Source organism: Pelosinus propionicus DSM 13327 (assembly GCF_900114615.1).
Lineage (GTDB): Bacteria > Bacillota > Negativicutes > DSM-13327 > DSM-13327 > Pelosinus > Pelosinus propionicus.
Genome location: NZ_FOTS01000054.1, coordinates 12,216 through 35,860 on the forward strand (window position 1 = coordinate 12,216; position 23,645 = coordinate 35,860).

Annotated in this window: 24 protein-coding genes and 1 riboswitch; of the genes, 5 read left to right on the forward strand and 19 right to left on the reverse strand. The window is 42.7% G+C overall.

Going from position 1 to position 23,645, the window contains the following annotated elements:
- Positions 1-6: 6 nt before the first annotated feature.
- The 5 genes from BMZ99_RS21175 to BMZ99_RS21195 all read right to left on the reverse strand — a co-directional run bounded on the left by BMZ99_RS21175 (position 7) and on the right by BMZ99_RS21195 (position 5,929).
- On the reverse strand, positions 7-1,350 hold the full coding sequence (locus BMZ99_RS21175) for an MFS transporter (protein WP_090942532.1): 1,344 nt from the start codon (positions 1,348-1,350) through the stop codon (positions 7-9).
- Positions 1,351-1,395: 45 nt separating this feature from the next.
- Positions 1,396-2,910 (reverse strand): xylulokinase, encoded by a 1,515-nt coding sequence (locus BMZ99_RS21180; protein WP_090942535.1) that lies wholly within the window; start codon positions 2,908-2,910, stop codon positions 1,396-1,398.
- A gap of 81 nt (positions 2,911-2,991) precedes the next feature.
- Positions 2,992-3,774 (reverse strand): DeoR/GlpR family DNA-binding transcription regulator, encoded by a 783-nt coding sequence (locus BMZ99_RS21185; RefSeq protein WP_090942538.1) that lies wholly within the window; start codon positions 3,772-3,774, stop codon positions 2,992-2,994.
- A gap of 285 nt (positions 3,775-4,059) precedes the next feature.
- Positions 4,060-5,490: an ATP-dependent DNA helicase gene (locus tag BMZ99_RS21190; RefSeq protein WP_090942541.1), complete on the reverse strand. Its 1,431-nt coding sequence runs from the start codon at positions 5,488-5,490 to the stop codon at positions 4,060-4,062.
- A gap of 13 nt (positions 5,491-5,503) precedes the next feature.
- A complete protein-coding gene (locus BMZ99_RS21195; protein ID WP_245755097.1) occupies positions 5,504-5,929 on the reverse strand; it encodes a MarR family winged helix-turn-helix transcriptional regulator in 426 nt (141 codons plus the stop codon).
- A 161-nt stretch (positions 5,930-6,090) separates the two neighbouring features.
- A riboswitch (cobalamin riboswitch) is annotated at positions 6,091-6,272 on the forward strand.
- A gap of 134 nt (positions 6,273-6,406) precedes the next feature.
- Here BMZ99_RS21195 and BMZ99_RS21200 point away from each other — a divergent pair.
- Genes BMZ99_RS21200 through BMZ99_RS21210 form a run of 3 tightly spaced genes read left to right on the forward strand, consistent with a single transcriptional unit; the run spans position 6,407 to position 9,914 of the window.
- On the forward strand, positions 6,407-7,438 hold the full coding sequence (locus BMZ99_RS21200; protein WP_090942545.1) for a methyltransferase: 1,032 nt from the start codon (positions 6,407-6,409) through the stop codon (positions 7,436-7,438).
- The gene (locus tag BMZ99_RS21205) at positions 7,435-9,375 is read left to right on the forward strand and encodes a TonB-dependent receptor plug domain-containing protein (protein WP_090942548.1); all 1,941 of its coding nucleotides are present in this window, start codon (positions 7,435-7,437) and stop codon (positions 9,373-9,375) included. The genes BMZ99_RS21200 and BMZ99_RS21205 overlap by 4 nt, the downstream gene beginning before the upstream one ends.
- Before the next feature lie 23 nt (positions 9,376-9,398).
- Entirely contained in the window at positions 9,399-9,914 is a 516-nt protein-coding gene (locus BMZ99_RS21210; RefSeq protein WP_090942551.1) for a hypothetical protein, read from the forward strand.
- Positions 9,915-10,005: 91 nt separating this feature from the next.
- Here the strand turns inward: BMZ99_RS21210 and BMZ99_RS21215 are convergent, their stop codons facing one another.
- From BMZ99_RS21215 to BMZ99_RS27635, 10 genes are all read right to left on the reverse strand, one after another.
- Positions 10,006-11,205 (reverse strand): MFS transporter, encoded by a 1,200-nt coding sequence (locus BMZ99_RS21215; protein WP_090942554.1) that lies wholly within the window; start codon positions 11,203-11,205, stop codon positions 10,006-10,008.
- A 19-nt stretch (positions 11,206-11,224) separates the two neighbouring features.
- A complete protein-coding gene (locus BMZ99_RS21220) occupies positions 11,225-11,794 on the reverse strand; it encodes a TetR/AcrR family transcriptional regulator (protein ID WP_090942557.1) in 570 nt (189 codons plus the stop codon).
- A gap of 186 nt (positions 11,795-11,980) precedes the next feature.
- Positions 11,981-12,376 (reverse strand): pyridoxamine 5'-phosphate oxidase family protein, encoded by a 396-nt coding sequence (locus tag BMZ99_RS21225; RefSeq protein WP_090942560.1) that lies wholly within the window; start codon positions 12,374-12,376, stop codon positions 11,981-11,983.
- Between the two features lie 14 nt (positions 12,377-12,390).
- Positions 12,391-12,792 (reverse strand): ferritin family protein, encoded by a 402-nt coding sequence (locus BMZ99_RS21230; protein ID WP_090942562.1) that lies wholly within the window; start codon positions 12,790-12,792, stop codon positions 12,391-12,393.
- Between the two features lie 230 nt (positions 12,793-13,022).
- A complete protein-coding gene (locus BMZ99_RS21235) occupies positions 13,023-13,898 on the reverse strand; it encodes a LysR family transcriptional regulator (RefSeq protein WP_090942564.1) in 876 nt (291 codons plus the stop codon).
- A 121-nt stretch (positions 13,899-14,019) separates the two neighbouring features.
- A complete protein-coding gene (locus tag BMZ99_RS21240) occupies positions 14,020-14,673 on the reverse strand; it encodes a citrate lyase subunit alpha (protein ID WP_090942569.1) in 654 nt (217 codons plus the stop codon).
- 128 nt (positions 14,674-14,801) lie between these two features.
- Positions 14,802-16,121 carry a gluconate:H+ symporter gene (locus BMZ99_RS21245; protein ID WP_090942572.1) on the reverse strand — a complete coding sequence of 440 codons (1,320 nt, stop codon included), beginning with the start codon at positions 16,119-16,121 and terminating at the stop codon, positions 14,802-14,804.
- Complete coding sequence (gene iolC, locus BMZ99_RS21250) at positions 16,112-17,167, reverse strand: 5-dehydro-2-deoxygluconokinase (RefSeq protein WP_090942576.1); 1,056 nt, start codon at positions 17,165-17,167, stop codon at positions 16,112-16,114. The genes BMZ99_RS21245 and iolC overlap by 10 nt, the downstream gene beginning before the upstream one ends.
- Positions 17,168-17,196: 29 nt before the next feature.
- Positions 17,197-18,213 carry an alcohol dehydrogenase catalytic domain-containing protein gene (locus BMZ99_RS21255; protein ID WP_090942579.1) on the reverse strand — a complete coding sequence of 339 codons (1,017 nt, stop codon included), beginning with the start codon at positions 18,211-18,213 and terminating at the stop codon, positions 17,197-17,199.
- 275 nt (positions 18,214-18,488) lie between these two features.
- On the reverse strand, positions 18,489-18,686 hold the full coding sequence (locus BMZ99_RS27635) for a helix-turn-helix transcriptional regulator (protein ID WP_407670200.1): 198 nt from the start codon (positions 18,684-18,686) through the stop codon (positions 18,489-18,491).
- Between the two features lie 152 nt (positions 18,687-18,838).
- Here BMZ99_RS27635 and BMZ99_RS21265 point away from each other — a divergent pair, with 152 nt between their 5' ends.
- Together BMZ99_RS21265 and tnpA are read left to right on the forward strand one after the other, a co-directional pair.
- Positions 18,839-19,216, forward strand: a complete 378-nt coding sequence (locus BMZ99_RS21265; protein ID WP_090942585.1) for a helix-turn-helix domain-containing protein — start codon at positions 18,839-18,841, stop codon at positions 19,214-19,216.
- 386 nt (positions 19,217-19,602) lie between these two features.
- A complete protein-coding gene (gene tnpA / locus BMZ99_RS27640) occupies positions 19,603-19,734 on the forward strand; it encodes an IS66 family insertion sequence element accessory protein TnpA (RefSeq protein ID WP_407670201.1) in 132 nt (43 codons plus the stop codon).
- A gap of 511 nt (positions 19,735-20,245) precedes the next feature.
- On the opposite strand, the gene BMZ99_RS21275 is transcribed toward tnpA, so the two are convergent.
- From BMZ99_RS21275 to BMZ99_RS26025, 4 genes are all read right to left on the reverse strand, one after another.
- Positions 20,246-21,034 carry a hemagglutinin repeat-containing protein gene (locus BMZ99_RS21275; protein WP_175490647.1) on the reverse strand — a complete coding sequence of 263 codons (789 nt, stop codon included), beginning with the start codon at positions 21,032-21,034 and terminating at the stop codon, positions 20,246-20,248.
- 15 nt (positions 21,035-21,049) lie between these two features.
- Positions 21,050-21,697 carry an O-methyltransferase gene (locus BMZ99_RS21280; RefSeq protein ID WP_090942590.1) on the reverse strand — a complete coding sequence of 216 codons (648 nt, stop codon included), beginning with the start codon at positions 21,695-21,697 and terminating at the stop codon, positions 21,050-21,052.
- A gap of 493 nt (positions 21,698-22,190) precedes the next feature.
- Entirely contained in the window at positions 22,191-22,637 is a 447-nt protein-coding gene (locus BMZ99_RS21285) for a MarR family winged helix-turn-helix transcriptional regulator (RefSeq protein ID WP_090942594.1), read from the reverse strand.
- Positions 22,638-23,421: 784 nt separating this feature from the next.
- Positions 23,422-23,645, reverse strand: a 224-nt coding sequence (locus tag BMZ99_RS26025; RefSeq protein ID WP_281246853.1) for a group II intron maturase-specific domain-containing protein, incomplete at its 5' end; no start/stop codon positions are given.

The window sequence follows — 23,645 nt, forward strand, 5'->3', positions numbered from 1 at the left end:
GTTAACTTATGCTTCATTGACAGGCTCATCAATGGTGAGCAATATGATAAACGCCAATGCTGCGGCTACCCCAAAATAGATAAATACATTGGTAAAGGAACTAAATTTGTCTAACAGCAGCCCCGCAATCATTGGTGAAAAGAATCCCCCCAAATTGCCTCCTGTATTGACCAAGGAAATGGCTACAGGATACGTGCTGTTTGAGGCCAATCCCATAGGATAAGCAGTAAATGCCGGCCAGCCTACATTGATCAAGAAGCCAGTCATAAATAATGCAATGGCAACGGCATTTGCATCGTTTGGAATATTAATCAACACAACCATCATAATCGCCGTCGACAAGGTGGTAATAATCATCGTTGGTTTACGCCGTTTCAGGAAAATCTTATCAGAAAGCCATCCGCCTGTGATAGACCCAATAAATCCGCCGATCCAAGGCGCTGCTGCAACCAATCCCATTTTCATAAAGGAAAAACCTTTTTCCTTCACCAAATAAGAAGGAATCCATGTTAATAATCCGTAGAGAACACTTACCATCAAGAAATATGCTATGCAAACGCCCCAAATATTCCGCGACTTAAACACTTGCGCATTGGTATCTACAATTGCTACCTTTTTGGCTCGAATAAAAGAATCGATCCATCCAAGGCTCTTTTTGACAGTAACCTGTACTTTTTCGGTAACCGTACTATCTGAATCCCGAATATAGGCTAATTCACTTGGTGATACATGCTCGCTTTTTTCCGGACTGGATTTTACAAAGAGATACCACACGATCGCCATGATAAACCCTGGAACCGCAAACCAGAAGAACACACTTCTCCAACCATACTCAAGAGCAATCCAGACCACAAGAGGCGGTACAAGAATGGGTGCAAACATTGTCGAAGCAATATAAAGCCCCGTCGCTGTTCCTTTTTCCTTTGCAGGAAACCAATTATTAATCGTAGATACGCAGCCAACAGGCGTAGGTCCTTCACTAACACCCAGTAAGAATCGGTACACTTTAATCATAAATGGTGATGAAGACGTACCAATCAAATAGGTGCATATGGAAAATCCTAAGATTGAAAGAGAAACCAGTCCACGGGTACCAAATTTACTGAAGAAGAAACCCGCCGGAATCTGGGATGCAGCATACCCTAAGAAAAAAGTACTCGCAAGGGCACCGGCTTCAAAATTACTTAAGCCAAACTCTTGAGAAATAAAAGGAAGTACAACACCGATATTCGTTCGATCCATGTAATTGATCGCATAGGTTACAAAAATGATTCCCATGATTACCCATCTGAAATGGGATCGTATCGGAATGGGCTGACTTGCAGTATTGATCTGTGAATTTTCAGACATATCAATTTCCTCCAAATTATTTTTACTTCATGTTGGTCAATCCGTTTATAGAACATCTCCATTAAGATAGCTATATTGCATTCGCATCAGTTCCTTCAAATTTGGATACAACTGACGATAAATTTCGCTATGCTTTTCGAAGAAGCTCACATTATCATGATTAGGTTCCACAATTTTCCCATAATCTTCAATGCAGGGAACGTCTTCAATCCGGGTATAAACTCCTGCTGCCAGTGCTCCAAGCATGGCCGCCCCATATGCTGCTGTATTGCTGGACTGAATTGTGCGAACTTGCTTGTTCAGCACATCGGCTCTAAGCTGAATGGCAAGCGCACTCTTTGAAGCACCGCCAACACATTTGATATAGTCAGGAGAAACATTCCAGCGCTCACTGCCAATCTTGTAGATCTGCTGCATCCCATAGGCAACGCCTTCATAAACAGCACGGATGATGTCTGCCTTGTACGTATTGATATTCAGGCCAAAGAACAGACCCGATGCCCGAGTATCAAATACGGGACTTCTCTCACCGCACAAATAAGGCAGAAAGACCAAGCCATTTGCTCCCCGCGGCGAGGATTGCGCAAGATTCTCTAATTCCTTTTCCGAGCAGCATTCCGGGAAAATATTTTTTAGTGCCCATTGTATCGAAGCACCTGCCGTGCTCATTGCACCATTCGACAGCCACAAGCCTGGAATCACATGCCCGCGATTCATAAAAGCAGGACTAAAATTAGGCGTATTTAGGCAAAACGTAATCACTTCTGAAGTGCCCATACTTTGAAATACGTCTCCATGCTTGTGCACGCCTAAGGCAAAGCTGGTTGCCGCTGTATCTGCAGCACCGATCGCAACAGGAATTCCCGCCGGCAGCCCGATTTGATCGGCAATACCTTTCTGCAGGACTCCGACCTTGTCAGCAGATGATAAAATCTCTGGCAAATAGGCTTCATGAATGTCAAAAATTTCTAAAAATTCAGATTCCCAAAGATATGGATTTCTGACGCGCATTAACCCCGAATAAGAGGACACCGTTGGGTCCACGGCAATATTACCGGTTAATTTCGCGCCTAAATATGTATTTAAGAATCCAATTTTATCTGTTTTACTCCAAGTGCCTGGTTCATTGTTTCGAATCCAATTCACCGTAGCTGCCACGCAAGTAGAAGGACTAGGATTATTGCCAACTCTGGCAAAATACATATTGTCCCCGCCGAATTTTTCGACACCTTCCTCTACTTCCTTGATGCTCCGGTTATCTAAATACACAATACCAGGGCGTATTGCATCGCGGTTGCTATCAAAAAAAATTAAGGTAGGAGAAGTCACACTCAATCCAATGCCTTGCACTTGGTCTTCAAAGTCAACTACAATTTCCTTAATCACTGTAATTAATTTTTGAAAAAGAAATTCTACATCAATTTCAAATTGATCCTTAGCAGGGCTTAAGACATGAACAGGAAAAGACATTTCCCGGATCAACGTGCCCTCCAAAGTAAACAAACTCGTTTTTACACTGCTTGTGCCTGCATCAATTCCTAATACTACACCGTTTTTCATGCTATTATCACCACTTTTACTGCTTACTGTTTCTCATCCGATGGATCAGAAACGCTTCATTTGTTCTTACTCATTGTTCGTTTATACAACGATTACTTTGATGCCGCTTTCTTCAAAAGACTGCTTCAGACCAGGGGATATACCCGTATCTGTAATTAACACATCGACAAGATCCGCCGGGCATACACTAACAAGACCGTCAGCTTTAAACTTGCTGCTGTCGGCAATACACATGATTTGAATGCTAATCTCAAGCATTTTTTTTCGCAGAGACAACGACTCGATTTCATGTTTTGTCAGACCACTCTTCAAAGAAAATCCGATTGCTCCCATCACACAAATTTGTGCATGCATACTCTTCAAGAACTCTTCGCCGAGTCCATCGTAAAGATTGCATGTCCCTTGCTTCAGCAAACCACCTGTCATGATTACGATTACGTTTTCTCGATTGCGCAATTCATAGGCAATTTCGATACTATCCGTAATCACTCGCAATACTTTCCTCGGATACAGATTGCGTGCGACTTCTAATGTAGTGGTCCCTGCATCTAAGATGATGCATCCTGCATCGCAAACCAGCTCAGCAGCTTTTTGAGCAATTCGACTTTTTTCCTCATGCCTTTCAACGGCGCGTATGTTCAGCCCTGTATCCAAAGCCAGATTATGCTTTGTGGTACTAGCCCCGCCTCGCGTACGAACAATGAGTCCTTCTTCCTCTAATTCAATTAAGTCCCGTCTTACTGTTGATAAAGAAATATTGAGATTATCTGCCAAATTTCCTGCAGATATGTATTCCGCATTGGTAACCATGCTTAATATTTCTTGTTTACGTGCTGCCGGTATAATTTCAATCTCCCCTTTCATTAAAAATTTTAAACTATCGACCTAAGAAAAGCTTTTCGGATATACATATTCGTCCTATCTTTTCATTTTCCTTCTTTATTGTTCAAAATAATTTATTTTTTTCAGATTAATTCAAACATAAGTTCTTTTTCGTTCATTTACTTTCTTAAATCTTCTAATTCATTCATATTTCGGCTCATTTTCAGCTGATTTGTGAACGAATCATTCAAAATTCATTGTTATAACTCAAAAAGGTTCAACTTCAGTCATTTCTGATCGTTGAACCTTTCATGTAACTTTGAAAAATTATTTTTCTTCAGAGTTTGCCAAGCTCTCAATCTGTTCCCATGTCCATCGGCGAAAACTTGACTCGTTCGTCAGCGTCAATTCTTTTTCTGCACGAGTAGCGGCCGTATAGAGCCAGCGGGGATTATCCCTGAAAGCATCCTGATGAACAAAGACCTTTTCCCATTGGCTTCCTTGGCTTTTATGAGCCGTAATGACATAACCATAGGTCGCGATGGCTACCTCTTTGGACAGTTCAAATTGATGGGTGATTGGATTCTTATTGTACCAGTCATCAGGAAAATACTCCTTGACCTCAATAAATTGTGCATGATAAACAGAAGACTTCTCTATAGCGGGCAGGAGAAGAATCTTGTGATTATAATTCCTGATAAGATAAGCCCGAACAAAGCCGGGAGTATCTTTGGAAGCTCCTTTAATCGGAAGAACCATCCCTGCAACACTGGTCACTTGCTCCAACGTCATCCGATCACCATTGACGAAATAAGTACCATTACCGATGAAGAGGATTCGATCCCCTTCCCGCGGTTCATCCGTTACGGTTTTACCAAATTTGGCCTCACGGGCTTTTTGATTGAGAATCAGCCTTGCCTTGTTGGTGCCAACAATGAAAATGCTGTCTTGATTCTGAATAACAGACTGGAGAAAAGCTCTGGCAGCAGCCTGCTTGCCTACGATCTGGACTTCTCCTCGCGACGCATTGGGAATCACCACTTGCTTTCGATTTCTGAGGCAGGTTGCATACAGCAGAATTTCACTGCCAGCTCCCTGCCGTTTGACCTCCGTGAGTTCAAAATTCTTGTTGGCTAATACCTTCGGGTCATCGCCCACAGGTTCGAGTTGGAAGCTGTCACCAAAGAAAATGACCTTGGCATGGGCCGACTGAACCTCCTTAATAAGATCCGTATAGACGGTTTTACTGATCATAGAAGATTCGTCAACAAGAATGACATGGTATGCTTTGAACTTGACGCTGGCAATCCATTCACCAGTATCCGCATCCGGAGAACCATACAAGGTGGAGTGAAGAGTCTTAAAAAGAACCTTGATTTCGCCGAATTTCTCCTTGAGCACCTTGACGGCTTGATTGGTAGGCGCTGTTATAATGCACTCTTTGCCTTGAGCCAGCCCATATTTGACGATGTTTTCAGCAATGGTCGTTTTGCCAGTCCCGGCATAACCGGAAAGAATATATACCGATTCTTTATTGCTGCATAAGAAGACAGCAATTTCTTTTAGCGCTGTTTCTTGATGGGCTGTATAGGCTATCGGATGTTTGCGAAGGTCGAGAATATTATCCGTTGGCACAATTGGGGGAGGGAGTTCTTCTCTAACTTGTTCTTCCTTTTCAGCAGCAGGTTTGGCACTGGCTCGTTTTCGCGGCTTCGGTTCAGAATCAAAGGGCAGGGAAATAAGCTCAATCTGCTTCATATCGTCCTCCCTTTCAAAAATGATGATCGATCATCTGCTGTGCTTTTTCTAAAAACACACTGACTGCTTCTAACTCTTCTGCGCTTAAGCCCTCCAAATGCGCAAAGATATAATCATCTTTCTCCAAGTGAAATGTATTATGTGCCTGATATGCGGCCTCTCCCCGCTCCGTCAGGTAGACTTGAATCCGCTTCTTATCTAAAGGGTCTATCACTTTGCGCACATAGCCGCTCTTTTCGATTTTCAAAACACTTTTCGAAACAACAGCACGGGTAACACCAAAATATCGTGCAATTTCAGAAATAAACATGCCTGGCCGATCGCCAATTGCCCGAATCATGTGAATCTCCCCTCGATACAGAACGATCCCATCACCAAAATCCAGCTGTTTCATTTTGCTGTTCGCAATGGTTTCAATTAATCGCATAAACTTACTCATCGCTGCATAAGATTTTTTCTTCATGACCCTATTGTATCGGAATTCAGTACGTATAACAACTGCTGCTTCCACATGATAAAAAACCTAAGAAAGATCTTTTACTTTGTAGAGCATAGCATCTCATTGACAAACAGATTATGATTTGTTACGATGAGAATGAATTTCATACTGTTGAGATAGGTGCCCTTAGGGGCTTAATAGGGAAGTCCGGTGAAATACCGGCGCGGTCCCGCCACTGTAATGAGGAGCAAACCCGAAAAATACCACTGGAGCGTAAGCTCTGGGAAGGTTTGGGCAAGCGATGATCCAGAGCCAGGATAACTGCCTTTCTAGCAATCACCGTTTTATGAACCTACGAAGGATAGGGAGGGGATTTATGAGAAAATGATTTCATTTCATCCCGGCTTGGTAGAAGCTGTTTTTTTTTATTCTTTTTGTATGCTAGGCATACAAACAAATTAGAGAGAGGTGTTTATCATGGAATATCCTACCCATAGTCCCAGAAAATTTCTTGGAATGCTGCAGCAATATAGAGAAACACAGCTCTTATTCGCGGGCATTTCCCTCAAGGTATTTGATTTTCTAAAACACGATACATCGGCAGAAAAAATCGCGTCCCTGACTGGATACGATGAAAGAAACCTTACACTCTTTCTAAACAGTCTGGCAGCCATCGGTCTACTCGAAAAAAGCAATCACCAATATCGAAATACTCCAGAAGCAGAGCTGTACCTTAATCAAAGCAGTTCTTCTTACCTAGGAGGATATCTGACCTTCTGGAACCAGATGACAGGACTCGACCAAGTGGAAGAACTGGTACGCCTCGGACCCGATCCAGCCATTCTAAAGCAGAACGAAGGCAAAGAGCTCTTTGATTTCTGCAAGCTGGCACGCTTAACGGCAGTTGAGGTTCGTACAGGCCGTGTTCAATCCTTTTTGCGCGCTGCCGCACAATTAGCAGAGCCTGCTGCCCCTCTTCGGATATTAGATCTTGGCGGAGGATCAGGAATGATGGCCATTGAATTTGTCCGCCAGTTCCCTTTGGCATCCGGCGTCATTTTTGAGCAGCCTGGAGTAGCCGATGTTCCTGAAGAATTGGTAGCAGAGGAGCATCTGGAGCATCGACTAACCATCATGCGCGGCGACTTTATGACAGATCCCATCGGTAACAATTACGATCTGATTATTGCATCGGGAATCTTAGACTTTGCCAGCGCAAACCTAAAAGAGCTGACCACGAAAATGGCACAGGCTCTCACCCCTTCCGGTTATCTTTATCTGGTCAGCCACAAAGTAAGCGACGACTATATCGCGCCAAAAAAATCCATTGTCGGCTGGCTGTCAAGTCATCTTGCTGGCCTTGACATCTTACAAACCAGATCGAATATTGAGCTTGCCCTTACCAGTGCAGGTTTTCGGAAAATGGAAATCAAGCCACTAGATGGTGCGATCCAAAGTCTAATGGGCGAATTTTATACAAAAAGACATATTACAGGAGGCATTTCGTGAATAAAAAAATATTACTCCTTCTCGTCCCTTTGCTCTTATCCACTGGAAAAAGTTATGCTGAAGCAACAGATTCCTATGAATTTGACATGCCGGAAGTCGTCGTTACCGCAACAAAAACGGCAATGAACATTCAAGATGTTCCTGCTGCCGTTGAAGTGATCACCGCAGAAGACATCAAATCCTACGGAGCCCATGTCCTAAAGGATGTGATCGGATCTGCAGCCGGGGTTAGCATCATGAGAGTAAACGGGCGAGAAGCGCTTTCCATTCGAGGATTTGACGCCCGGTACTCAATGATCTTGATCGACGGAAAACGAATTCCTGCTGAAACAGAACCTCTTTACGAGCTGGATCGAATCTCCCTGGAAAATGTAGAACGCATTGAAATCGTTCGCGGGCCGGTAACATCCCTATACGGTGCCGATGCCCTTGGCGGCGTAGTGAATATCATTACAAAATCCGCATCCAAACAAGCCTTTACACTGCGACTCAATCAAGGTGTTCTGTCTCGTACAGGTGATAGAAACGGGCGTTATTCCTTTACCTATGACTCCGGGAAACAAGAGAAATTGGGCATGACTCTTTCTGGCTCTTATTCTGATTCGGATGCATCCCTTAAGAGTAATGGAACGACCTATTCGCCTTTCGGCGAACGAAAGAATATCAATGCCCGCTTTGACTACTCTCCTACGGACAAAGAAAAACTTACCTTTACCGCCTCCCGTATGGACGAAGACACGCGCGAATATGCGATCCTGCAAACCGCTATGGGGAGCGTTCGCACCGATGTTCGTGATAATAATGACCGCAGTCAATATGCTCTCAGCTATACGAAAGACCTGTCTGATGGTGAACTCTATTTCAATGCCTACCGCTCTGTTTGGAATAAATACAATGACACGGTTAACCGGACAAGCGGTCAATACATAAACTCGGTCTATGGCTATACCACCATATCCGGTCTGGAAGGCCGTATTAGTAAAAAAGTATCCAACGATCATCTGCTAACCTTCGGCGGTGAATTTCGCCCCGAATTGTTCCGCGGCACGGGAATTCAGACAGGACAAGGAACCTTCACCAAAGTATTTCATGGCAAAGTCTATGAAGGCTCTGAAGTCAAAACCAACTACTCTGCCGTCTATCTGCAGGACCAATGGACCGTATCGCCGAAACTCCTTGCCGTAGCATCGGCTCGCTATGACGACAGCAACAAGTTTGAAAGCAATGTGAGTCCGAAAGTCGGCTTGACCTATACTCCCGAACCCGGCTGGCGCGTGAAGTTTAACACCGGGCAAGGTTTCCGGGTTCCCTCACCCAATCAATTGTACCTAAAACTGAATGTCACCAGAAACGGAAAGTTGGTCAGTCTCCTTGGAAATCCTTCCTTACAACCGGAAGACTCCACCTTCTATGATCTATCTGTTGAACGGGATGTGGGCAATGTGAAAAGCAAGCTGACCTTCTTCTCCAGCAAAATCACAGACATGATCGATGAGGCTTGGGTCGACTCTGCTACAGTCCAATACCAGAATATTAACCGTGCAACGATTCAGGGAATCGAAGGCGAAATCTCTGTACCATTATCTGACCGCGTATCCTGGTCCGGCACTTATACCTATCTGGATGCTGTCAATGACTTGACGAATACCCGGCTCTACAACCGTGCTCGTCACAAGCTCTCTTCCCGTGTTACTTATCGCCAGTCAGAAACGCTGACGGCAAACCTATGGGCGGATTCCTATCTGCATTATTGGTTCCAGCCTTCTGCCAATGTATCAACCAATACATCCTATACCCTGTGGAATGTGAATGTAGAAAAACAGCTTACCGAAGATCAAACGATCTTGCTCGGCATTGACAATCTCTTCAATCACAAAGACGATGCCCTTTCCTTGCCTGGAACCTTTATTCACGTTGACGTAACGATGAAATTATAAAAATAAAATAGCGAGGTAAAACCATGCATCAGAAAGTTGTGCGAACGGCCCTGCTGCTAGCCTTAATGATTGTGCTGCAGTCGCTTCGGCTTCTAGTCCCCGTTCCGCCGTTTATATCTATGTTTGTAGTGGGCAGCGCGATCAATGCCTGCCTCCTGATCGCATTGGAAGTCACAGGATCAAAAGCAGCTCTCGGCATGGCTGTTCTGGCTCCCATTGTAGCGTTTTTTCAGCAAGCCCTGCCCCTACCCGTCTTTATTCTGCCCGTGGCGTTCACCAACATGGCATATGTGCTGATTTACCAGATGACCTTATCCTACAATCGATGGCTGGCGATCCTCCTTTCCTCCATCGGCAGAATGCTGATTCTTTATTTTTCAAGCTCATGGGCCTTTTCCATTGTCGCTCTTCCAGAAAAGCAGGCGACGATATTAAAAGCCCTCATGAGCTGGCCACAGCTAGTCACTGGAATCATTGGCGGAATCCTTTGTATGCTCCTGTTAAAACGATTAGCAAGTACAATAAATCGATCAGCCTAAAATATAAGAATCCTGCATCACTTCACGTAAGTAATGCAGGATTCTTTTTATGAATGATGGCGAAATTCGATTACAACATTCTTCGATACTACTATAGATTGTTAAGTTCTTTGCCAAACACCTGATAGATAATCCAAAAAATAATGAACAGCAAAATGGAACTCATATACATCGTTTTATAACTTGTCAAAGTGACTAAAAATCCTAACAAAATAGCGCCTATACCAATCCCTAAATCAAAGAAGTTAAAAAAGGTCCCCATTGCATGCTCGCGTCGATCCACCGGCACAACATTGATACACCAAGCTTGCAGTGCAGGAAATACAGCCCCCATACCGGTTCCATATAAAGCAGCGGCAATGATGAGGGAAGTAGTGGTAGAAGCTGTGGCCAACAAAAAGGTGCCCGCACTGCAAAGAATCGCAGACGCTCCGATAATAACTCTTGGTCCTCTCTGATCAAATATTTTACCCGCGACAATACGCACAAGTAATCCAGCTAAGGCATTCACAAAAAAGAAATAGGCAACATTAGGGATTGCTGCTTCTTTGGCATATAAGACAATAAAGGACAGAATTCCTGCGAAAGATATGCCAAGAAGTAAGGCAAGGCCAGATGGCACCAACACACGCTTTTCGATGAAGATATCAATCATCGAATCTTTTTTTTGTCCTTCCTGCGGGGAGTGCTTTACTTCCTCTTCAGTCGTCAGTGGGTAGGAAACGCCCAACGTAATCAACGTAGTAACCAGCAAGATAAGTGTGCCAACTCCAAAAACGCTGTCAATACCATGCTGATTCATCAGCCAGACCCCAACTAAAGGACCGACGGAGATCCCCATCGTTTCCCCCACACCAAAATAACCAAGCCCTTCGCCCCGCCGATCTGCCGGGATGAAGGCAGCGGCAAACGTGGCATATAAAGTAGTTGCTACGCCGAATCCTAAACCTTGCAGCAGGCGAATGGCGAAAGTGGTTAGACTGGTGGCACTCCAATAATAAAAGCCGGTAGCCAGCATACAACCAATAACCCCCAAGACAAGCAGCGTTTTTTTATTAATAACATGGCCCATTCTGCCGATGAGCAAACGGATACATATCGCTGAGAATGTAAATGCTCCCATAATCAGTCCGACTTGTGAATTGCTTCCCCCATTATTGGATATAAATACTGGCAATGTAGGCATTAGCATTTCAAAAGCCATAAATAGTAATAAGTTGCCCAAGGCTAAAATGATAAAATCTTTATTCCATAAAGTTTGCCTTTTTGCCATCGTATCAGCATAGTACATATGAATCACCCTTTTTTGATTATTCTAGTTTGACAAGCCCGCTCCAGTAAATGTCCCAGAATATGCGCAACGAGTTGTCAAAGTCTTCCGGAGTCTCATAAATGAGCTGTGTGAATAAGCCATCCATTAAAGTAATGAAAGAAGTTGGCCCATCATCCAGTTTAATGCGTAAATTTGACTCGCCCAGGAATTTCACCCTTAACAACGCTTTTAGCTGCTTGAGGTACAAGTGATAATTTTGCCCAAAATGGCTTTTCAGCGGAGCCGGAGGGATAAAAGTTAATAAGAACATGAAACCAGTATTGTTATTGGCAAGGTAGCGGCTTTTGTACGCAAGCAGTAAAGTATATAGGGTGTCTTTTAAAGATGTAGCTGCGTTTTCATCAAAAAAAGCCTCTAAAAAACTGATCTCTTCATCGAGAATCATTTTATTAACCTGTAATAATAAATCATCTTTGTTTTTGAAGTGGAAATATAGAGATTGTTTTTTCATTCCAGCTTCCTGGGCAATATGAGAAAGTTTGGTTCCTTCATAGCCGAATTTAGAAAAATGCTTAACGGCTATTCTCTTTAAGTTTGGTTCGCACATAAATCCTCCAAATTCAATCAGTTGCCTGACCACAGTCAGGTAACTGATTATAGCATAAATACTATAATTTATCAATTGGACTCATCAGAGGATTGTGCTTAACGGCTCCCTAGAATCACAAATAAGAATCCTGCATCACTTCGCGTGAGTAATGCAGGATTCTCTCTATCAATTATAAAAATTGTATTACAAGACAATGGCTCTGGAGGCCCCCTTCCTATCATGAAAAGTTGCTTCACCCTCTTCGGCATAAAATAGTTCAAAAATAGAATCGTCAACACTGTACATCTTACTAAGAGCAGGCATTGCATCCAAGGCAGCCTGCTTGGTTTTCGAATGGGAATGAAATACAGCCTTCCCTTTCAGGCGCAGCCACTCACCAGTTTGGGAAGTAGTGCTGACTTCAAAGTTCGGATTTGCTTTGAGCTGCTGATAAACTTTCTTCTGATTGTTCGTGCAGAAATAGAGTTTGCCTTCCAGCTCCATAGCAAAGCCAAAGGGCCGGACCTTCGGAATATCCCCTTCAACAGTTGCAATATAAAAGATCTTGTTATCTAGTAAAAACGTAAGAACTTCATTCACAATATACCACTCCTTTATTGATGCGACTTAATCAATTCTTCCAATACAATTCCATGCCGTCCTTCATCTTTGGCCGCGGCTTCAATTTCCTCGGCAACTTTCTCTAAACCCAATTGACGAGCCTTCTGTGCGAACTCCTTAATTTTTCCTTCCCCTGCCGTTTCTGCTTTGGCAACTTGACTCAGTACAGCAAAGAGATCTTGGGAAACATGACCGTTTAAAACGGAGTACAATCCAGCATGGCGAGCTTCATCATTTGCAATTTTCAGCAAAAGCTCTGCAACATCATGCAGTCCTTTCTCCTCGGCAATCCTTGCTAGCCCATAGTACATCACTGTTCCCTGTGCTTCCGCTTTCAAATATTGTTCCACCTGTTCTTCCAGCTCTGTTCCCTTCGTAATACCAAGTAAACTCATATACACCCTCCTATGTTATAGTGATCGATCGGCAGCAGTGTACTCCTTTGCCCCTCTCGATCCCGACTAAAGATTCCCTTATCTATTATGACTCGATTCCAGCGAATTTATTGCACAGGACATTTAAGCCTTCATCTATACGCAAAAGTCCTGTAAAGCATCTGCTTTACAGGACTTTTCCTTCTTATATAGCGAGACAACTGCTTGTCCCTGTGTCTTTGGGTAAGAATTTAAAAATATAACGTTTTAAAATTCATGCTCTGAATAAATTCATAAAAGGCTTGAACCAGCTTTAATTCCATCGTGTCTTTATGGTAAAACATCCATGTATTACGAGTTAGCGGTTTGCCAGACCGATAAACCATTTCATGCGTACATATATCTTTACAATTATTAAGAATCATTTCCGGCAAAAAGGCATAACCCAAACCTTTGATAACCATTTCCTTACAAGTGTCTACCCGGTCTACTTCCATACCGATTTGAGGGGGTGCGGAATAATTCTCATTCCACCATTTATCAACCAGCAGCTGCACCGAGTATTCACTTCGGTAATCCACCCTCGGCCGGTAGGGCAAATCAATAAAACGCAGCGGCTCTTTTGATGAAACATACATTTTTTCCGTAAACAACAGCATTTTCTCTCCTGAAAAGCTATAATCCCCGCGAACAAAACCAATATGCACATCATTATTATATACAAGATTGACAATTTCTCGACTCCAGCCCGTAGTGACTTTAAACTCAATGCCTGGATAATCCACTTTGAAACGCCGGAGCAATTCCGGCAGCAAATATTTAGTGAAGAAGGTAGAAGCACCGATCCGCAAAATTCCGGTAGGCTGTTCATGCATATTTTGAATATTTTCTTCAAAAATTCGCATCTTCTGCAGCATTTCGTAAGACGCTCTGACTAAATATTCACCCTCAGGAGTGAATTGCACCCCTTTTTTCCCCCTTACCGCAATGACCGTTCCAAATCTGGACTCGATATGCTGCAGACGGCTGGACAAAGCAGGCTGGGAAATAAACAGCGCCTCTGCCGTTTTCGTAATGCTCTTTTTTTCATACAATGTCTTCAGGATAAGCCAATCCCGTTCATCCATACCATTTACCTCCAAGCAACAATAAACCGCAATCCATTTGCTATGGTTATTGTATCATCACAAGCGTTACAAAACCAGCCAGGACAGTCATTGCTGCTTGAGGGGGCGTGACTGCTTAGAATCATCGATCATCGAGTTTCACGATGTAATCTGCCTGCCGCTGAGAACTATGGATCGGACAGATCGGATGATCTACAACATTGTCCGTAATCACTACAACAGTATCTGCCGTAACAGTATTCATAAAAGCACCAGCCTCTGCTCCTTGAAGCCCGTTTATATTGCCATAGATATCACAACTGAGTGCAGCTATAAACGCAACATCAACCTTTGCTTCATTACTCTTACTGGCAGACACTCCACCATCCTGGGAACCAATAGGGATTGGCTTTTTTATGTTATTGGCATTAAAAAAATGTTCCAACTTATTTTGCAGACCACTCGTCTGATCGGCTACAATCACTCCCTTTAGAAAAAAAGGATGTAATAACGTATCTTTTATATGCAAAGAAGAACTGACAGCCAGCGTCAAACCTTTCATTCCCTTATGTGCCATCATCTTTAATACCGTATTCATCATCTCGTCGCCATTGGGTAAGCCGTAATGGAAGGAAATCTTCATACCATTTTTTAAGCCAGAGGCATCGATTGCCTCTTCAATCGACTGTAACAGTTTCGCAGCAGTACCTGAATGTACTGTCTTCAGCTTTGCTCCAGCCTTGCAACTGTCTACTAGCGATTGAGCAGCAACTTCTGTTTCTGCTTCACTACGCATAACATTCCCTCCTTTTGTGCAGTTACATTATATATGCATTTTTTATTATTACGGTAATAGTAAAAATCTTTGGTTATCTATAGAAAAAACAAATACGTATTTTTTTCTATTAACCTGTATCCCATTCCTTATGAGATCACGTAATGGATCAGCAGTACGCCAGCCAGCCCCATAAAGGAAATGGCGGTCTCCATCACGCACCAGGAGCGTATGGTTTCCTTTACGGAAAGATTGAAGAATTCCTTAAACATCCAAAATCCCGGGTCATTGGGAGGCCCTGCCATGACACTGCCTGCCCCGGTCGCCAGAACCATGAGCTCGGGACTGACGCCCGTTGCTGCAATGAGAGGCAGTACCATGCCCCCTGTGGTTAAGGCAGCTACCGTTGCTGATCCTACAGCAAGGCGTAGAACCGCGGCAATCATCCATGCCAGCACTAAGGGGGAAAGCTGGGAGCCTGCCATCAAAGAGGCAATGTATTTTCCCACGCCGCTGTCAATGAGCACCTGTTTAAAGGCACCACCGCCCCCTACGACTAACAGAATCATGGCAATGGTCATGGCGGACTGCTGCACGGACTCCATCATGTCTGCCATGGTCTTTCCCCGCTTTATACCAAAAGTATAAAAGGCAACGAGAACAGCAAGAAGCAAGGCCATATCCGCATTGCCCACAAAGGCAAAGAACTGGGTAATGTACGATTCCTTGGGAAGTGTTAACTTGGTAAGAGAAGCGGCTGCCATTAAGAATACAGGAATCAAGGTGGTAAACAGACTAGATCCAAAACTAGGCATGTCCTCTTCTCTAAAAGACTGATGGCTGTGCAGTCCTTGGGGTACAGCAGGATTGAGATCCTTCATGGTTTCATAGAAGAAGGGTCCAGCTACAATAATCGTCGGGATGGCAATGAGAAAGCCATAGACTAAAGTGAGTCCCAGATCAGCATTAAAGATAACCGCAATGGCCGTAGGCCCTGGATGGGGCGGTAAAAAGCAATGGGTCACGGATAAGGCGGCTGCCATGGGTATACCCACTTCCAGTAAGGGCACTTCTGCCGATAGGGCAATGGTAAAGACCAAGGGAATGAGAAGGACAAAGCCAACTTCATAGAATAAGGCAATCCCTACAATGAAGCCTGTTAAACAGACTGCCCACTTTACATACTTCCTGCCGAATCGATCAATGAGGTGCATGGCAATGCGCTGGGCTCCCCCGCTGTCTACCATGAGTTTTCCCAGCATGGAACCTAGGCTAATGACTAAGGCCAAATGCCCTAAGGTTCCTCCCACACCGCTTTCAATGGAATCTACTACTTTTAACAAGGGCAGTCCTTCTGCCAAGCCGACTCCCAGAGATACGAGAATCAAGGAGAGAAAGCTGTTGAGCTTCACACCGATAATGAGGAGAAAAAGGAGGACAATCCCTAAGGCTAAGATGACTAACGGCATGATCTCCCTCCTTCAATGGACTGATCCCAGGGAATTTCCGCAATGACCTTCCCTTTTTCCTGGCTATCATCAATAAAATCCATGATTTCCTCGGCAGTAGACATGGCATCGGAACAGCTATGACTGGCGACAACCCTTGCCGCAGAAGCTGCCGCAAGCTCTAAGGATGGAGCCAGTTCCCAACCTTCTAGGATGCCATAGAGAAAGGCGGAAGCATAGGCATCCCCACCGCCAAAAGATTTTAAGAGCTTTACTGGAAAGGAGCCTACCTGATAGGCTTTGCGGTCACTGCTATAGGCAAGGGAACCGTTCTTGCCATGTTTGATAATGACAATCTGATTCCCATGGAAAAGATATTGATCCGCTAAACAAAAGTCGGGAATGTCATTATCCTTGTCCAGCTTTTCCATGAGTTCAAACTCTTCCCGGGAGCCCATGAGGATATCACTGCGCTGTCCTGCCAAAGAGTAGTACACGGCTACTTCCTCCTTCGACTTCCAAGTATACCTGCGGTAGTCAATATCAAAGATAATCTTGGTATCGTGCTTCTTAGCATAGGTCATGGCTAAAAAGCAGGCTTCCCGGGAAGGACTGGCTGCCAAGGCAGTACCAGAAATTAAGAGGAATTTAGCACGTTTAATATAGTCTTCGGAAATATCGGTAGGAGCTAAAGCCAGATCGGCAACACCTTCCCGGTACATGAGAATCTGACTTTCGGTGGGACTGGAGATTTCCGTAAAGGTCAGACCTAAGACTTCTCCGTTTGAGGATGGGGTCACATGGAATACATCAATGCCTTTTTCGATAAAGTAATCGGTGACGTACTTGCCAAAGGCATCATCGGAAACCTTGCCGATAAAGCCGACCTTCTTGCCAAGACGGGCTAAGCCTACAGCAATATTGGCAGGGGAACCGCCTACGTATTTGGTAAAGGTATTAACCTTATCTAAGGTACGATGGATTTCATTGGGGTTTAAATCAATGGCTATGCGCCCTACCGCAATGACATCGATGTCTTTCTCAGAGGCAAAGGTAAACTTTTTCATAATTACAATCTCCTGTTTTTGTTTTTTATTTACAGCACTGCTACCACTTTGACAAACTTGTCCGGGAAGCCAGCCATGTTCATGACGGCATCGGGAATCTCGTCAAAGGTCACTACACGGGTGATGATCTCACGTACCTGTACCTGCTTGTTCTGCAGTAAGGCAATGGCTTCGGGAAATTCCTTGACACTGGTGCGAGAACCGACGATATCTAATTCTTTCTTGGTAATCACGGCAGTAGGAAGAGGCGTTTCTCCATTAGGCCAGCCGACTAAGGCGATGCGTCCGGCAGCAGATACATAGTCAAACATGCCATAAATGGCTCCTTTGGCTCCCGATGCTTCAATGACCACTTCTGCCATGCGTCCCTTGGTAATGGCAAAGAGTTCCTGAATCACCTTTCCCTGCGCAGGATGCAGGGTATGGGGTATGCCAATCTCTTTTGCCAGTTCTAACCGTTTCTCTTCTACATCGACTACAATGGGAACCGCTCCATAGACCATGGCGACTTGAGCAGCTAATAGCCCAATGGCTCCCGCCCCGATGATGAGAACATGCTCCCCTTCCTTGACTCTAGACCGATGATTGGCATGGAGGGCAATAGTCAAGGGCTCAATCATGGCAACCTCCTGCCATTCCATTTCACGAGGTACCAGATGCACTAAGTTCAACGGATGGGTCACATACTCCGCCATGCCTCCATCCGTCTGTACTCCTAAGACTTTTAACTGTTCGCAGCAGTTGGTTCTGCCCATGCTGCAAGGGTAGCACTGATAGCAAGGCAGATAAGGTTCTAGGACGACTCGATCTCCTACGATAATTCCCTTGCTGTTATCTGAAATAGACACCACTTCCCCGCCGATCTCATGACCGATGATTCGTGGATAGCTTACAGTAGGATTGACACCCCGATAGGCACCAATATCTGATCCGCAGATGCCAAGGGCACGGACTTTGATGAGGACTTCGCTGTCATTCTTGCGCTCTGGTATGGGGATGTTTTTGATACCGATTTTGAGAGGGGAATCTATGGTTATGACTTTCATGTGTTTTTGTCTCCTTTTGATTTAAGATTTAGATGGTATGAGCGGGACTAAATGCAAATCTTATTTTCGAGAATAAAAAGCAGAATTTTACAAATATTGCTGGTATAATCTAGGTAGTGGGATTTTAGAAGTCTTGTCTTTGCTACTGGCAGGTGGAAGGACTTCTGATTGTTACTTTTCTTTCTGGGCATGATTGAGCATTAGAAAACAATTTATCACCTCCTTAAGTGGCTTTGGATTTATGATTTTTTGATTAATTGTCGCTTTACGCTACATTAATCATTAAAAAAAAGCTCCCAATCAAAACTCAGAGTAAATGCTATTCTTTTCGCAACTTTTGGACTGGGATTCCTTATTCCCAATTCGATCTGAGTATAATAAGGACGCTTTATATTAGCCTTGTCGGCTACCTCTTGATGAGTTATCCCTTTTTGATTTCGTAATTCTAATAGCCAGATCCTTACCATCCTCATCACCCTTGTTCTTTTTCGCTACATTTTTATTATAGTAGCGTTTCGCTACTAAGTCAATAATATTTATAATCATTTGTGCCTTATCGCTACAATATATTTTAGTAGCAAACTGCTACATATATAATAAGTGGTAAGAAAGGTTGTGATAAGCTTTGTTAGGTAAAAGACTAAAAGAATTAAGAACTGCCAAAGACTTAACACAACAGAAATTAGCAAATATCTTGGGTATTCCCCGCGGGACATATGCCCATTACGAAATAGGAAAGCGTGAACCAGATAATGCTACCCTTTTGCAGTTTGCTAAATTTTTTAAAGTTACAGTTGATTATTTATTAAACAATGATACTACCGGATTACAATCTGTCCAACCAAGAACAGAACCTCCTTCTGACTTAATCAAGTTTCTTGATCAGTCAGAAGTATTACTTGATGGCATGCCACTAACTAAAGAAGATAAATCCAAAATTAAAGCGTCACTTGATATTATATTTTGGGATTCAAAACAGAAAAAAAAGCAGGAAGAATCGTAAACCGATTTTTCCTGCTTATTCTCTTACTATATATCTTATATTTTTATAAGCATATAAAATAATTTACACTGATGGTAATACTTATGGAAATTAACAAAACAGTCTTTGGCAGGATACCCCACTAAATGCTCCACAACGATGGTATCATGCTGTTTACCTTAACAATCTAATTACAATCTCATCGATATCGCTTACCATAAATTCAATAAACATCCATACTGATGAATAAGTGATCTAACATGTCTAAATTATAGAAAGATGACGTTTAACGTAAGCGTCAAACAACCAAGTGGATAGTTTTCAAGCTAACTCCATGAGATAATATTTCCAAATTAGAGTTTTTCAAGTTTTTAGAGCTACTTGAAAAACTCCAAGGAGGAGTTTTCTTGGATACTCAAAAAATCAAACAGGCTTACCGATTAAATCAATGGACTGAAATTGTCCGACAATGCCGTAGTAGTGGGCAAACGGTTGCTGCTTTTTGTAAAGAACAGAATTTGAATCATTATAGTTTTTAGGAAAGACGAGAGAAGAAAGATAGGCGAGGCCACCAACCACTAAGCCAATTAAAGGATTATTCAGTCCCTCCGCATAATCGTTATTCTTCGTCCCACTTGCTGCCGTCGAACCACCAGTTTGAGCATCGCCTCCAACTGCCTTGGCTGCTACAACTCCTACAAATACACTTGCCCATTGGTGTAAAGCGGGGTCTTGAATTTTCGATAATTCCCCTTGAATAGCTTCATTGAATCCGGCTCCAGTGGCGCCTGCCAGGACATCACCGCCGCCTAAACCGGACATTAGGCCACCAACAAATGCATGCAGTGCAATTTTTTCGATACTGCCCTCAGCCCAGCCATTCTTTTCACTAATAACATGAACCAACTTATAGGCTTCTTCCCCAAATCTTTGGGATAATTCTTGTTTTTCTTTAACTGTTGTTTTATCAAAGATTTTCCCCAATGTTTGGGTCGCTGCGGTAGCATCGCGGCTGAGATCATCAAGGTTAATGGTTTCACCGCTAGGAGTCTATATGGTTGCTGCTGAAATTGCAGACTGTGTCGTGCTTTGGGCATCGCCAGATGCTGGCATTCCAATATTGGGTGTTATACCCTTTTCATTTAGTTTAGCGTCAGCAGATGTATCAATATTTACCCCTACACTACTTGCGCTGTATTCTGCCTTGTTCTCAAGATTTGAATAGGTCAATGTATCAGTAGTCAGCTTATTCTTATCGGCATCTGCCGTGCTGACAATGACCGCACCTTTTAGGTCGGTGTTGCTGACGATGGTAATGTCAAAGCCACCTGTTCCGGCACTTATCGATGTTTGCTCTACCACGCTGCTATAGGTGGAATCAGTCTTGTTTTTTGTCATAGAACCATCAACACCATCTACACTGACGTCGAGGCCGATATCGATTCTTCCATCCGTTGAGGTCTTATTCGCCCTATAGTTATCCGTATCCTGCTGGCTTTCTAAGGTAAGATTTCCGCCAATTGTAGCAACTACGCTATCTCCTTGTACTTGGGCACCCGTTAGGCTGGTATCTTGACCACTTTTTATAGTTAATGTATTCTGTGCGGTGATTTGGGTTTCGGTGTGGGTGGTGGCATCGGTATTTTCTGTACCACTCGATTTACTGGAACTTGCGTATAGACCAGTTACTGCCCCGCTTGGGTTTAAATCCACACCATAACCGCTGGATTTACTGCTCGTTACTGTATCACTGGTACTGGTATTTTCAGCTGCTGTTAATTCAATATTGTGACGGCTAAGACGGCAGCAGATCAAACTACAGCAAGTGATGAAAGCCAAGGGAATATCCTCAATTCAGCTTGTTCTTTTTACCGCTACCGTTAAACCATCCCCTATTGGCAGCAAAGTACTCTCAAATTGCGGACAATCCGCAATTTTTTTATTGAATGTATCTAATGACTCACACCACATTTTGGTCGAATCACCAAACGCAGAACCAAAATCAACTACAGGAAAGAGTGTGTCCTCCGCAAGTAGCAATCCTCCTGGTTTAAGCACCCTAATATAGTCCTCAAGCATTTCGCCATACAGCTTTTTATCACCGACATCCTGGAAAATAAGATCAAACTCTTCATTCATACCTGAGATTACGGTGCACGCCTCACCAATTATAACCTCAATCTGTTCTTCTACTCCTTCACGTTTAAAATTTTCAATCGCTTGTCTGGCCACTTCCGCGTCCATTTCAATGGTAATTATTTTACCGCCATAATGCTTAATCACTTTTGCCATTGAAACAGTTGAAAAGCCAATACTTGTACCGATCTCAAGAATCTTTTGCGGTTTGACCATCGTTATTAACACTTGCAACATTCTGGCAACATCGTCATCCACAACCGGTACAAAATCCTTCAGCTCTGTATCCTCAGTATATTGTTTCTGCGTTAATTTTCTTTTTTCATATAAGCTTTCAATATAGGCACTAGCCTTTTTAAAGTCCATCTTTCTATTCCTCCTCATTATGTTTTTAAATATTTAGTGGTATCATCTGCCTTCTGCTCTTTTGCAAATCCAGTTTCGGGGTCTATCGGGAACAATTATAGGATTCTCTGGATGTTGCGGTGAGTCTTAAAACCTCACTATTAGTGATTGGATACCTTTTTTCACTTCTTCTTCCATAAGGATAAAAAACGATGCTAATAAACCGAAGCATAAGCAAAGAGCCAAAGCCAAAAAGGTTAATATCTTAGAAACTTAACTTTCGCATAGCAAGAATAGATATAAAATTTTACATATCCTTATACCTTCAGACTTGCTCTAACAGCATGCCCATCAATAGTTGCGCTATCAGTAGATATGTCGTTGCAATAATTCAATGCTAACAATTAGCCAGGCTAATCACTAGCGATAAAAATAAAAATTATCATCTCCTTTATAATTAAAAAGTTAGCTAGGCTAATTAAAAAAGAAATAAAAACGGTCTATATTTTTATATTTATAGATCGATTTTTATAAGCAAATTAAGTAAAGAAACGGTCTCTTCATCCGTTAATTTTTGAGTGAGATTAGAGCAAGTTTGCCAGTAGTGCGGTAAAACGCGGTTTAGAAGATGATAACCCTCTTTGGTTATTGTTACATTAACCATTCTTTGATCTTCAAGACATATAGTTCTTGTAATCAACTGATGTTCTTCCAACCAAATTAACTGCTTGGTTACAGATGCTCGTCGTATTCCAAGCATATCAGCAATTTCTGAAGGCTGTAATTGTTGGTCCGTGTTTGTATTGAATAGCAGTAAAAGTAAAGCAAATTTACTTTCGGAAATATGGTATTCTTTCAGTGCATTATTTATAGCATCTAAAACATCATCGGATATCTGTAACAACAATTCTCCTAACCGTGCTCTTGTGTTAGGGGGAATTATGATAGTATTTTTTCCCATAAGTAAATTCCTTTTAAAATTAGTTTCCCTAGCTAATTAATAGTATAATAACTAAAGAAAATAATGTCAATAGAGAAATGACCATGCAATTAATTTTTTCCAACACATTGACTACGGTTTCGCCTTTAATTGATTTATCGGCATAAATACATAAAAATTCTAGGGAGAAAGTCAGCCTATAAAAAAACAACCTCAATCCCTGTGTTACAAGGATTGAGGACTCTTTCGCCATTATAAATGGTACGGTTCTGTGTATCGGGTCAAACGGCGAATTTTTCATTTATAGCGGTTATAGTAAGATAGTAGCCCATCATTAAAGTGAAGCTTTACCTCTGGGCAGTACATCTTGACATATTCCTCTGATATTACACTCTAAGTCTATCCGATCTGTTAGCTCGTAATATTTAAAGATTAGATCTCAATTTATTACGTGAGAGCCACTAACTGATTTTGCATTTTTTATTTTCATCTCCAGAAAAGTCCCAGCTGTTGATGATACACTATCCTGTTAATAACTATAGATCGCAATCTTTAAGTATTTTTTCGATTGACTCCCAAATCGAAAGAGATGGGTTTTCTCTGTAATACCGATACCCTTTGTATTGATGCAATACTAAGCCATTTTCTTTATTTCGTTGCATTATAGCTTTAGATCTCTCAATTGCCAAATTCACTTAAATAGACAGAAGTCGAGTAGAGGCAGACCTCACGATCTAGCCCCCCTCACGGAACCGGACGTGCCCTATTAAGGCATCCGGCTCTTCATAATAGCATTCACCTATGTTTAGCCATATATATTGATATAAATTCTTGCCCTAGCAAGTGGAAATCGTTTCTCAAGTTTTGCAAAGCCTTCCCAAGTCAGACTCTTCTTCTGACTTCTACGGTTGAGCACTTCAAACATTTTACGGCGTATTCGATAGCCAAACGCACGTATTGCGTTACTGTTGTCGGTCACTCCATAGTAGTGGTAGTGCCCAATTAACTTGGCATTTACCTCTTTGATTA

Bases quoted from the DNA above. Each gene is read 5' to 3' on its own strand.
- BMZ99_RS21235 (WP_090942564.1), bottom strand. From the start codon at position 13,898: ATGGATGAACGGGATTGGCTTATCCTGAAGACATTGTATGAAAAAAAG.
- BMZ99_RS27635 (WP_407670200.1), bottom strand. From the start codon at position 18,686: ATGAGGATGGTAAGGATCTGGCTATTAGAATTACGAAATCAAAAAGGG.
- BMZ99_RS21175 (WP_090942532.1), bottom strand. From the start codon at position 1,350: ATGTCTGAAAATTCACAGATCAATACTGCAAGTCAGCCCATTCCGATA.
- BMZ99_RS21215 (WP_090942554.1), bottom strand. From the start codon at position 11,205: ATGTACTATGCTGATACGATGGCAAAAAGGCAAACTTTATGGAATAAA.
- BMZ99_RS21210 (WP_090942551.1), top strand. From the start codon at position 9,399: ATGCATCAGAAAGTTGTGCGAACGGCCCTGCTGCTAGCCTTAATGATT.
- BMZ99_RS21285 (WP_090942594.1), bottom strand. From the start codon at position 22,637: ATGGGAAAAAATACTATCATAATTCCCCCTAACACAAGAGCACGGTTA.
- BMZ99_RS21280 (WP_090942590.1), bottom strand. From the start codon at position 21,697: ATGGACTTTAAAAAGGCTAGTGCCTATATTGAAAGCTTATATGAAAAA.
- BMZ99_RS21255 (WP_090942579.1), bottom strand. From the start codon at position 18,213: ATGAAAGTCATAACCATAGATTCCCCTCTCAAAATCGGTATCAAAAAC.
- BMZ99_RS21195 (WP_245755097.1), bottom strand. From the start codon at position 5,929: ATGAGTAAGTTTATGCGATTAATTGAAACCATTGCGAACAGCAAAATG.
- iolC (WP_090942576.1), bottom strand. From the start codon at position 17,167: ATGAAAAAGTTTACCTTTGCCTCTGAGAAAGACATCGATGTCATTGCG.
- BMZ99_RS21190 (WP_090942541.1), bottom strand. From the start codon at position 5,490: ATGAAGCAGATTGAGCTTATTTCCCTGCCCTTTGATTCTGAACCGAAG.
- BMZ99_RS21185 (WP_090942538.1), bottom strand. From the start codon at position 3,774: ATGAAAGGGGAGATTGAAATTATACCGGCAGCACGTAAACAAGAAATA.
- BMZ99_RS21180 (WP_090942535.1), bottom strand. From the start codon at position 2,910: ATGAAAAACGGTGTAGTATTAGGAATTGATGCAGGCACAAGCAGTGTA.
- BMZ99_RS21245 (WP_090942572.1), bottom strand. From the start codon at position 16,121: ATGCCGTTAGTCATCTTAGCCTTAGGGATTGTCCTCCTTTTTCTCCTC.
- BMZ99_RS21200 (WP_090942545.1), top strand. From the start codon at position 6,407: ATGGAATATCCTACCCATAGTCCCAGAAAATTTCTTGGAATGCTGCAG.
- BMZ99_RS21240 (WP_090942569.1), bottom strand. From the start codon at position 14,673: ATGCGTAGTGAAGCAGAAACAGAAGTTGCTGCTCAATCGCTAGTAGAC.
- BMZ99_RS21220 (WP_090942557.1), bottom strand. From the start codon at position 11,794: ATGTGCGAACCAAACTTAAAGAGAATAGCCGTTAAGCATTTTTCTAAA.
- BMZ99_RS21230 (WP_090942562.1), bottom strand. From the start codon at position 12,792: ATGAGTTTACTTGGTATTACGAAGGGAACAGAGCTGGAAGAACAGGTG.